Genomic DNA, 10,352 nt, shown 5'->3' with positions numbered 1-10,352 from the left:
ATGACCAACATGGATGACATCGCAAGAGATCCCCGTTGGCTGAAGCTTCCTGCCGGACGGCGCCAACGCGCTCTGCGACGGCACGAGGCTCTGCTCGAATACCGGGAAGGGCCGGAGAACATGGATCGCGCGCAAATCGCGGCCGACAAAGCAGGCATGTCCCTGAGTTCGCTCTACAAGCTGCTTCCCAAGTGGGAAGGTCCCGCAGGCCCCGACATCTGGGCGCTCGTCCCCTACGCGCGCTCGACCTATCTTGGTCAGCCGCGGCTCGATCCCGAAACCGAACGGACCCTGCACAGCCTGATCGAAGAGGCAGTGGCAGATGGCGTGCGTGGCACGGTCGGGATTTCCGGCGAAGTCGTTTCCCGATGGCCAGACGCTGGACCTGCCATGCCCGCATCGAGCACCATCAGGGATCATGTCGACAGCCGCGGCGGGTTCGCAAGCGTAGAGAAGGGAACGATCAGCCTCAATACCGGGCGCCACGCGCAGGAAACCGCAGACACCGCCACCACTTATGGCGAGGTGCTGGTCATTGACCATTCCGCGATCGACCTGTTCCTCGACCATCGTAAGGCGCCGCGACGCGCCACCATAACCCTCGCACTCGACCTCTTCAGCGCATCCATCGCCGGAGCGTGCATATCCGAACGCGCCCCCGATCCGGCTCTCGTCGTGGCAGCCCTGGACGATGCCGGAAGGCGAAGCAGCCAGTCCGGTGGAACGGCAATTAAGCCCAGGCTCCTCTTCTCCGCCACCAATGGCGAAGGCTGGCGGGCACTCGTCGAAAAGATCGGACAACGCGGTCTCACCGCGAAGGTGCGATGGGGCACGCGCCTCCATTTCGGAGGACCGATTAGGCGCATTGTCGGAACGAAGCTCACTGACCTCCGACTGCTCTCGCGCAAGAGTCACAGCCGCAGCGCTGCCAAGGACCGCTTCGATCCAGCGGTCCACGCGCTGGTGACCCTCGAGGAAGCGCGGCTGGTCTTGAACGACGCCATCGATCGGTTCAACTCGGAACGCCTGAAGGGCCAATCCACCGTGCCGATCGACACAGGATGCTAGGGCGCGCACGGCTGGCATCAGTTCACCCGACTTTCCCGAGCGTTGGCCGGCGTGCCAATCCGCGCCGCTGCCGTCCGGTCGCTTTCCAATAAGTGCAATGGTCCGGCTTCGCCTCCACCGTGCTGCCGGCCTTGCGAGATTCCTGGGCGGACATTCAGCATCGGGGCAGCAAGCGCCGCCAGATCAATCATCGCATCATCAGCTAGGCGCTGCTCAAGATCGCCCAAGACGAGAACGCTCTGTCGATCGAGTCCAGCGATAGCGCGAACCTCTTCGACACTGATGGTGGGGGAACCCCAGTCCCATCGCGTGTTCGACACCAGTAATGAGAAGAGGGCTCCATCGGGAAAAGTGCGGAAGACCATCGGTGTCTTGCGTTCGAAATTGATCGGATCGACAGGATCGAAATGCCTCGCGAGACCGAAACGAAGAGATATCACCACGCTGTCAGACCTGTGTCCGACCAGCATGGCGACTGTTTCAGCGTCAAGCGCCCCTCCATCGATCGCTATTCTTCTGCCATTGACCACGATCTCGCCAGCCGTGTTCATCGGTGAACAACCATCGAAGGTCGCGTCGACCGGGTCAGAAAGGCATTCGAACTGCTTCATGATGGCACGGACCGATCAGGCCTGCTTGCCAACGGCGAAGCGATCGCAGAACCCGAGTTTCATGAAATGCTCGGTCAACGCGCGTGCACCATCACGCGTCACCAGTTCGCTCCAGGAATCCCAGCGATCAATGCGCTCCAGAAGCCAGAGATAGAACCGGTCCCGCGCAAATCGATCACCATCGGGCCAGGTCATCGTCCATAGGGTGCTGCGCACCGGGATCTCGCGGGTGATCCGCAATCCAATCAGTTTCACGGCCGGATCCCCGCCGATCGTGTCGGTCGCAAAGCGATGCGCCATGCGTTCAGCGACGCACTCGCGCCGCTCCACCTGCTCCGCAGCTTCCCGGCGGGCGGCTTGATCCGCGACTGTGCGGTTCGCCACGATCCAGTCGAGACCGACCTTTTCCTCGGCATCCTCGCGCGTCCGCGTGGCAATGAGCATCAGCAACACGGCGCGCCCCTCAGGCGTCGGCCGTCCGTCCGTGTCGTTCACCAGTCCAGCAGCGAGCAGGTAGGCTCTGAAGAACTGATCGAGGTGACCATCACCGAGGAAAATGTCCCTGTATCTCTCCTCCGGCGCCACGAACCGGCCATCGAGGATCGCGAGATAGCTCGCCATGAACTCCATGATACCGTTCATCCAACCCGAATGGATCGAGGGCAGGCCGAGGCGATCGACCCAGAAGGCTTCACGGACCGATTCCCATTCACAGCCCTTCTCGTCCACCAGCGGCGGTTGTCCGGGAATGTCCGACGTCGAAACGAACCAGTATCCCCACGGAAGATCGGGATGCCGATCGTCGCCGTAACGCACCTTGTCGGCTCCGAAAGGGTGAAACGAACCTACCATCATTCGCCTCCGTGCCCGGTGGGGGGCGGAAGGCCGAGCGGCTTACCGGCGGCCGCTTCCCCATCCGGACTGTCGGTCGCGACCTCTGCCTGATGGTCGGCGACCAGCGATTTCAGCTTTCGCGCCAATTCGATGCAGTTCGCGTATACGAAGGATTGATCGCGATAGACGTCACCCTTGCGACCTTCGCCATATCGACCGCCCGGAACGAGGTCGCCCGCATGGTCGGTGTCGAAGCCCAGCCACCACAGATCTTCGTGGAACTGGTCCTCCGTGGTCTGCACCGTGCGATAGTCCTGAACCGTCCTGACCCAACTCGTGTGGCATACCGTGTAGCGCTCCTGACGCGGCCTGCCGTGGGCTTGCCGTTCGAACCGGTTGACCTCGCATGCCTTGCTGTAGGTCACGCCGCCGTGGACCGTGTTGGAAATGCCGACCGGCACCGCGTCCGCCTCGAAGCCGAAGAGCGGATGCTCGGGGCCAACCCCCACGAAGCCCGAGATCGTCCCGTTCCTCTGACGGAGCATGATGCAGCCGAGACCGGTCGTCTCGTCGATCCAGGAGACCTTATCGGCCTCGTTGTTCCAGGGTCCATCACCAGATGGCTTGCGATCGGGATTGTGATACACCTGTAGCGCGGTGATGCTGGTATCGGCCACCGGGTAGGGCACCGGTGCAACGTTCACGAGGCCGTCCGGCAGCGCCGCATTTGCGACCTGCTTGTCCGCTGCCTTTCGTCGGATCGGCTTCTTTGCCATTTTCGTTTCTCCTGTGCTGGCTCTTGAGCGCATGGGTCAGACGCCATCATCCAGGCGGAAGCGGCTGTAGGCATCGCGACGGGTGAGACGCGGTCCGAGGGCCCGGGCTCCCTTTCCGCTCGCGTAGACCTCGCTGGCCAGCCATGCCTGCTCGGCGACGAGCCGATCGTCCATGACCTCACGCCACCAAACCTGCCTCGTCGGGTTCCAGCGATAGCCGCGCATCCGCAGCACATCCTTGGTCGAGAAGGGCGAGCCAACCGCTTCGATGAGGAAGCTGTCGCATGACGAAGCGTCATCGAGCTCGTAGAGCAACGATCGCCCGTCGGTGCCCTCGTGACGCAGCAGCTGGATCACCGCATCGACATCGCCCTGCGCGCGGTGTGCATCGTAGAACCAACCGGCCTGGGCACAGAGCCAGCCAAGCGAGCGACCCTCAAAGCCGGCGCCCGCCCAGTCGATCTCGACGCATGAACAGGCCCATTGCTTCGCCGGCAGGGCGGAAAGCCGGTTCTCCACCATGGGGCGGTCGAACGCGGCGTTATGGGCGATGACCACGTCGGCTGACGAGAGTATGTCCGTGGCCACGCGTTCATCGATGCGACGGCCGATGAGATCCTGATCGGTGATGCCGGTGATGCGCACGATGTCTTCGGGGAGGGCGACACCCGGATCCTCGCGCCAGCACCAGGATTTACCGATCTCGACGATATGTCCTTCGGGATCATACGTGAACCGCCGCATCGCCAGTTCGATGATCTTGTCTTCCTGCGGTGACAGGCCCGTCGTCTCGACATCCACCACCAGAGCGACGCGAAGCGGGCCGTCGGGATCGCCGAGGCCGGTTTCACCGACGGAAAGTTCGATGCGGCGCAGTTCGCGAACATTGGAACGACCGGTATCAGTCATTGTCGCTCTCCACGTCATCTCGAGCGTCGAGGAAGCCGAAGCGACCATAAATCATCTCAGCCGCGTCAGCTTCGAGACCGAGACCGTGCAGGGTGACGGCTTTCAGAAAGGCGCCGCGCTCGAGGCACGCCTCGATCGGCGCGAGCCCGCCGAACAAGGGCGATCGTTCGACCATCCAGTCCATCGGATCACCCGCAAGGCCATCGCGCTGCATCCGAGCTCCCGTCTCGGCTGCCACGCAAGCGACGCGAACGAGCGAGACCCGTCTTATCGCCAGCATGCCACCGCTTCTGTCATCGAGGGGGTCGAGCGCCCAGTCGGCGGGCGCTCCCGACAGAAGGGGTTCGAACTCAAATTCCGCGGCATCTTCCATGGCACCGCTCCTCACGTTCCGCGCCGGACCTACCAGCGCCTCGTGACACGGGACATAGCATGAACACAAAATACTTCAATAGGTAATGAAGTATTGAATTAACTTGTCGGTAGGGACGGCTGGCGCTATCTGCAGGAGAATGGAAAAGATGGATGCCGTGACGAAGCTCAGTGCCTTGGCTCAACCGACCCGGCTGGAGATATTCCTGGCCATAGCGCGAGCGGCGAACGGCATCACGTCCAGCGAGGTTGCCGAGCAGACCGACACGATGCCCAACAACACCTCTGTGCACCTGTCGGTGTTGCGGAACGCGGGGCTCGTCTCTTCGACGAAAGAAGGGCGCTCAGTCACCTACAGGGCAGAGCGAGGAGCCGTGCAGAGGCTAGCGACCTTTCTCTCCGAAGCCGCCAAGTAATACCGCATCGAACAGATAGGTTCCGGCCGCCCGTGCTTTTCACGTGCGAGTTCAATCCTCGGATACGCGTCCGGAATGCCCGGCTTGGGCTATCAGTCCCTCATCGCAGTCCGTCGCGAGACAAGCTTCCAGCGTCGTGTGTTCGATACCGAACCGGGAGGAGACGCGCAGCCGCACCGTTCTCTTCAGGTCTTCGAAACGTTCGAGAGACGAATGGGACGGCATGATATGCACTTCGAGGGCGCGGCGGTGCTCTCCCAGGTTCCAGACATGCAGATGGTGGATGCTCTCGACCCCATCGATCGCCTCGAGTTCGTCCATGATTTCTTGCAGCTCGACGTCATCTGGCACGGCACCCATAAGCAGGCGAACCGTGCGCGGCATTAACGAAAGCCCCTGCCAGATCACATAGGCGGCGATGATGACGGTGATGACCAGATCGGCCACGTAGAGATCGTATAGCAGGATCAGGACCCCTGCGACGATCACACCGACAGAGGCCATGGCATCGGACACATTGTGCAGGAACGCCGCCTTCATGTTGATGCTGTCCTTGGCGCCGCGGTGGGTGATGAAAGCGGTCACCAGATCGATCACCAATGCCACGCCCGCTACGGCGATCACCGTCCATCCTTCGATGGGTTGCGGATCGGCGAAGCGGTTGATCGCCTCAACGAGTAGATAGAACCCGATGATAAGCAGCGTCGTCAGGTTGATGAGGGCAGCGACGACCTCTCCCTGTGCGTAGCCGAAGGTCATCAGTTTGTCGGCAGGACGCCGTCCAATACGGCGAGCGAACCAGGCGAGACCCAGCGACGCCGCATCGCTGAAATTGTGCAGCGCGTCGGCGATAAGGGCGAGCGAACCCGAAACGATACCGCCGACAATCTGCGCCACCGTCAGGAGCACGTTGATCGCCACAGCGAAAATTAGTTGGCGATCGCTCAGGTTCTCCTCGCCGTGGCTATGGTCGGCATGCCCGTGACCAACGTGTCCGCCGCCATGATCGTGATCGTCGCTCATCGCCTAAACTGATAGCCTCTCTCGTGCTGGGTCCCTTCCTCGTCATGGATGTCCATGTGAGCATCGCGTAGGATCTGGATGCCGCCATAAAGGGCAATGCATGCCACAGCGACGCCTACCACCAGGTCGGGCCAATTAGCGCCGGTGAGCATCACGACGATGCCCGCGATGATGATCCCGCCATTGGCAATGAAATCGTTGAAGCTGAAGGTCGTCGCTGCGCGCATGCTGACGTCCTTGTCCTCTGTCCGCTGGAGCATCCGCAGGCAGATCAGATTCACCACGGCTGCGACCGCCGCCATCGCGAGCATCATAAATCCACCTGGCTCCGAGCCTTCCAGGTAACGGCGGACCGCATCGGCGATGACCCCCGCGGCGAAGATCAGGAGCATGATGCCGGAGAAGCGTGCGGCGCCCCGCTGCCAGACACGCGAACGGGTCAACGCGAGAAGGCTCAGGGCATAGACGATCGCATCGGAAGAATTGTCGAGACCGTTGGCCAGCAACGCGTTCGAATCCGCGAAGTAGCCCACGACGAAAAAACCTATCGCGATGGCGACATTCAGCCAGAGGACGATCCAAAGTGTTCGGCGTTTCTCAACCGAGCCGATATCGATATCGTGGTTGCCGCTCATGACATGCTCTCATCGGATCGCGCCCAGACTTCGGCAGCTTGGCGTTCGGTAGGGTGGAAAAATTCCATTTCAGCACGGAAGAGCGGATCGAAAACCTCGGTGCCCCATTCTTCCCATTGGTTATCGCCGACGATGGCAATGCGACCGAAGCTGTCCTTGTGCCGGACGTCGAACTTGAGGTCGCGCCAAAAGCCACCGAGATCCCATCCGGAGAAATCCGGCGCGAGTTCGATCACCATCGCCACGGTGCCGGGCTCCCGTTCGGCGATTTCCTCGAATTGAGGGACGAAGCGGTTGTAGTCCTCGTCCTCCAATTTCCCCGAGGCGCGTATCCAGAGCAGACCTTTCTCTTCCTTAATTGCCAGCATGGTATTCTCCTTTCTAAATTGGTCATGCGATGTCCATCAGCTCGCGCTGCTCGTCGCTGGTCACGTTTAGACGCAGGCGATCCCACCACTTCTCGCGCCAGCTACGCTCATCGTCCGATCGATTGAGCACGAGCCGCGCGATCGCTGGCAGGACGAAGAGCGTGAGCGCAGTCGCGGTGATCAATCCACCGATCACGACAGTGGCCAGCGGACGCTGGACCTCCGCGCCAGTTCCGGTCGCCAGGGCCATCGGCACGAAGCCGAGCGAGGCGACCAGCGCCGTCATCAACACCGGTCGCAACCTCGCCAGTGCACCATCGCAGATCGCCTCATCGAGAGGCAGTCCCTCGTCGAGCCGCTGGCGTATCGCGGTCATCATCACGAGCCCGTTCAATACCGCGACGCCCGATAGGGCGATGAAGCCCACTGCGGCGGACACCGAGAACGGCATTCCCCGTAAGGCAAGCGCGAAGACCCCGCCTGCCAGTGCCATCGGGATCGCGCTGAAGACCGCGAGAGCCGGAACCCACCCGCCGAGCGCCATGAACAGGAGCAGCAATACCAGCGCGAAGCAGACCGGAACGACGAGGGCGAGCCTCGCCTGCGCAGCCTGGAGGTTCTGGTATTGCCCGCCCCATTCGATGAAGGATGCGGCCGGCAGTTCGACGCTTTCGGAGACGCCTGCCCGGGCCTCCTCGACGAATGATCCGAGGTCGCGTTCGCGCACGTTCGCCGACACGATCACCAGTCGGCGACCCTGCTCCCGGCGAACCTCGGCGAGACCATCTACCACCTGGAAATCCGCCAGCGTGCGAAGCGGGACCGTGACCCCGCTCTCGAGGACTATGGGCAGAGCGCCGAGCTGATCGAAATCGTCCCGGGTCGCATCCTCGAGCCGCACGACGACATCGAAACGGCGGTCCCCCTCGAATACCAGTCCCGCCGGGCGACCACCCAGCGCGATGGCCACGGATTGGGCGACCTCCTCCACGGTCAGACCGTAGCGGGCGATCGTCGGGCGATCGAAGGCGATGTCGAGCGTCGGAAAGCCAGTGACCTGCTGGACCTTGACGTCGGCAGCACCCTCGACGCCGCGCAGCACCTCGGCCACTTCTCCGGCTGAACGGGTCAGCGCGGTAAGGTCGTCTCCGTAGAGCTTGACCGCCACGTCGCCGCGAACACCCGCGATCAGCTCGTTGAAGCGCAGTTCGATGGGTTGGCTGAACTCGTAGAGGTTGCCCACCAGACCGCTGAGCGACTCCTCCATCTGTGCGACGAGTTCGTCCTTCGACAGGTCGGGATCGGGCCACTCTTCGCGCGGTTTCAGGATCACGTAGGCGTCGGACGCGTTCGGTGGCATCGGATCGCTCGCGACCTCGGCCGTGCCGGTGCGCGAGAAAACCAACTCGACTTGCGGGAAGGTCTCGAGCCTGTCCTCTACCTGTCTCTGCATGGCGAGTGATCGTTCGAGCGAGGTCGACGGTATCCGCAGCGACTGAACCGCGATGTCGCGTTCATCCAGCTGTGGTGTGAACTCGCTGCCGAGGAAGGTGAACACGAAGGCCGCTACGGCGAATAGCCCGGCGCCCGCTCCGATCACCGGCCAGGGACGAGCGATGGCGCGACGCAATGCCGGGCCATAGCGTTCCTTCGCCATCCGAACGGGCTTCACCTCCTTCTCGGTCAGCTTGCGATTGAGGAGCACCGCGATCATCGCTGGAACGAAGGTCAGGGACAGCACGAAGGCGGAGGCGAGTGCCAGCATGACCGTGATGGCCATGGGCGAGAACGTCTTGCCCTCGACACCCGTGAAGGTGAGCAGCGGCGCATAGACTAGCAGGATGATCGCCTGACCGTAGACGGTCGGCTTGATCATCTCCTGCGCAGCCAGCCGTGTCTCCGTCAGCCGTTCGCCGAGGCTGAGCAATCTGCCTTCGCGGTGCTGCCTGGCGGCGAGCCGCGCGACGCTGTTCTCGACGATGATGACTGCGCCATCGACGATGAGGCCGAAATCCAGTGCCCCCAGGCTCATCAAATTGCCCGAAACACCAAGCCTGTTCATTCCCACGGCCGCCATCAGCATGGATATCGGAATGACCAATGCGGCGATGATCGCTGCCCGGATATTGCCGAGCATCAGGAACAGGACTGCGATCACCAGAAGCGCGCCCTCTACGAGGTTCTTCTCGACCGTGGCGATGGTCGCATCGACGAGCGACGACCGATTGTAGACGATCTCGGCGACCACTCCGGAAGGGAGCGAAGCGCGGACTTCGTCCAGTCGCTCAGCCGAGGCGGCAGCCACGGTGCGGCTGTTCTCGCCGCTGCGCATGAGGACCGTGCCGACGACGGCCTCCTCGCCATTAAGCGAGGCAGCACCGGTTCTGAGGTCACCCCCGATTCGCACCGAAGCGACATCCCCGATCCGGATCGGAACGCCCTCGCGGGTCGCGACCACCGCCTGTTCGATGTCCTGTGTGCCCCCAAGCCGCGCATCGACGCGGACGAGCAGAGCCTCTCCGGCACGATCGACAAAGTTGGCGCCTTCGGCGAGATTCGCCGCTTCCAAGGCCTTGATCAGGGAGTCGAACGACAGACCGTAGCCGGTGAGACGAGCAGGATCGGGCTGGACGAGAAACTGCTTCTCATAGCCGCCGATCGAGTCCACGCCCGCTACCCCGTCGATGGAGCGCATAAGCGGAGCAACGACCCAGTCCTGCACCGTGCGAAGATAGGCTGCCTTGGCGACCTCGGTGTCGAGGCGATCACCGCGTTCTGTGATGAAGCTCCCGTCCGACTGCCAGCCTGTTCGACCACCCTTGGGCGCATCGCGACCTCCCGGATACTCGTATTCGATCGTATACATGAGCACCTCGCCCAGGCCCGTCGAGATCGGTCCCATCGTGGGCTCCGCTCCTTCCGGCAGGGAGGCACCGATCGGGGCTAGCCGTTCGTTCACTTGTTGCCGTGCGAAGTAAATGTCGGTGCCTTCTTCGAAGATCGCGGTGACCTGGCTGAAGCCGTTTCGCGAGATCGAGCGGGTCATCTCGAGCCCCTCGATCCCGGCAAGCCCGGTCTCGATGGGAAATGTCACCTGAGTCTCCACCTGCGACGGGGAGAGCGCGGGCGCGCTGGTGTTGATCTGCACCTGCGTGTTGGTGATGTCCGGCACCGCATCGATCGGCAGGCGCAAAAGGTTCATGGCGCCGTAGATCGCGGCGAAGACGGTGAGGACGATGACCGCCCAGCGGAACCGCACGGCGATGTCGAGAATGGCCCTGATCAAACCGTGGCGATGGCTGGCCGAACCGGTGTGGTTTCCCACCTCGGGCGTGGGCCG

At 62.5% G+C, this 10,352-nt stretch carries 11 protein-coding genes; 2 read left to right on the top strand and 9 right to left on the bottom strand.

What is annotated here, in order from left to right; genetic code table 11:
- Positions 1-9: 9 nt before the first annotated feature.
- A complete protein-coding gene (locus tag AM2010_RS07310; RefSeq protein ID WP_156178717.1) occupies positions 10-1,068 on the top strand; it encodes a homoserine kinase in 1,059 nt (352 codons plus the stop codon).
- A gap of 17 nt (positions 1,069-1,085) precedes the next feature.
- On the opposite strand, the gene AM2010_RS07305 is transcribed toward AM2010_RS07310, so the two are convergent.
- The 5 genes from AM2010_RS07305 to AM2010_RS07285 are packed head-to-tail and all read right to left on the bottom strand — an operon-like array spanning position 1,086 to position 4,571.
- The gene (locus AM2010_RS07305) at positions 1,086-1,679 is read right to left on the bottom strand and encodes a hypothetical protein (RefSeq protein ID WP_047806513.1); all 594 of its coding nucleotides are present in this window, start codon (positions 1,677-1,679) and stop codon (positions 1,086-1,088) included.
- Between the two features lie 15 nt (positions 1,680-1,694).
- Positions 1,695-2,531 (bottom strand): hypothetical protein, encoded by an 837-nt coding sequence (locus tag AM2010_RS07300; protein ID WP_058350903.1) that lies wholly within the window; start codon positions 2,529-2,531, stop codon positions 1,695-1,697.
- Positions 2,531-3,289, bottom strand: coding sequence for a hypothetical protein (locus tag AM2010_RS07295; protein WP_053043997.1), 759 nt, complete (start codon positions 3,287-3,289; stop codon positions 2,531-2,533). Before AM2010_RS07295 ends, AM2010_RS07300 begins: the two co-directional genes overlap by 1 nt.
- A 36-nt stretch (positions 3,290-3,325) precedes the next feature.
- The gene (locus AM2010_RS07290) at positions 3,326-4,198 is read right to left on the bottom strand and encodes a 3'-5' exonuclease (protein WP_236699436.1); all 873 of its coding nucleotides are present in this window, start codon (positions 4,196-4,198) and stop codon (positions 3,326-3,328) included.
- Positions 4,191-4,571: a hypothetical protein gene (locus AM2010_RS07285; protein ID WP_047806510.1), complete on the bottom strand. Its 381-nt coding sequence runs from the start codon at positions 4,569-4,571 to the stop codon at positions 4,191-4,193. The genes AM2010_RS07290 and AM2010_RS07285 overlap by 8 nt, the downstream gene beginning before the upstream one ends.
- 139 nt (positions 4,572-4,710) lie before the next feature.
- Between AM2010_RS07285 and AM2010_RS07280 the strand changes: the two genes are divergently transcribed.
- On the top strand, positions 4,711-4,986 hold the full coding sequence (locus AM2010_RS07280) for an ArsR/SmtB family transcription factor (protein WP_047806509.1): 276 nt from the start codon (positions 4,711-4,713) through the stop codon (positions 4,984-4,986).
- 51 nt (positions 4,987-5,037) lie between these two features.
- Here the strand turns inward: AM2010_RS07280 and AM2010_RS07275 are convergent, their stop codons facing one another.
- The 4 genes from AM2010_RS07275 to AM2010_RS07260 are packed head-to-tail and all read right to left on the bottom strand — an operon-like array spanning position 5,038 to position 10,298.
- Positions 5,038-6,009 carry a cation diffusion facilitator family transporter gene (locus AM2010_RS07275; RefSeq protein WP_047806508.1) on the bottom strand — a complete coding sequence of 324 codons (972 nt, stop codon included), beginning with the start codon at positions 6,007-6,009 and terminating at the stop codon, positions 5,038-5,040.
- The gene (locus AM2010_RS07270) at positions 6,006-6,644 is read right to left on the bottom strand and encodes a cation diffusion facilitator family transporter (protein ID WP_047806507.1); all 639 of its coding nucleotides are present in this window, start codon (positions 6,642-6,644) and stop codon (positions 6,006-6,008) included. Before AM2010_RS07270 ends, AM2010_RS07275 begins: the two co-directional genes overlap by 4 nt.
- Positions 6,641-7,012, bottom strand: a complete 372-nt coding sequence (locus AM2010_RS07265; protein WP_047806506.1) for a SpoIIAA family protein — start codon at positions 7,010-7,012, stop codon at positions 6,641-6,643. The genes AM2010_RS07270 and AM2010_RS07265 overlap by 4 nt, the downstream gene beginning before the upstream one ends.
- A gap of 22 nt (positions 7,013-7,034) precedes the next feature.
- The gene (locus AM2010_RS07260) at positions 7,035-10,298 is read right to left on the bottom strand and encodes an efflux RND transporter permease subunit (RefSeq protein ID WP_150115273.1); all 3,264 of its coding nucleotides are present in this window, start codon (positions 10,296-10,298) and stop codon (positions 7,035-7,037) included.
- Positions 10,299-10,352 lie beyond the last annotated feature (54 nt).

Source organism: Pelagerythrobacter marensis, from assembly GCF_001028625.1.
In the GTDB taxonomy this organism is placed as follows: Bacteria; Pseudomonadota; Alphaproteobacteria; order Sphingomonadales; family Sphingomonadaceae; genus Pelagerythrobacter; species Pelagerythrobacter marensis.
The sequence above is the reverse complement of the archived record's forward strand: the minus strand, read 5'-3'. Positions and strand labels throughout refer to the sequence as shown.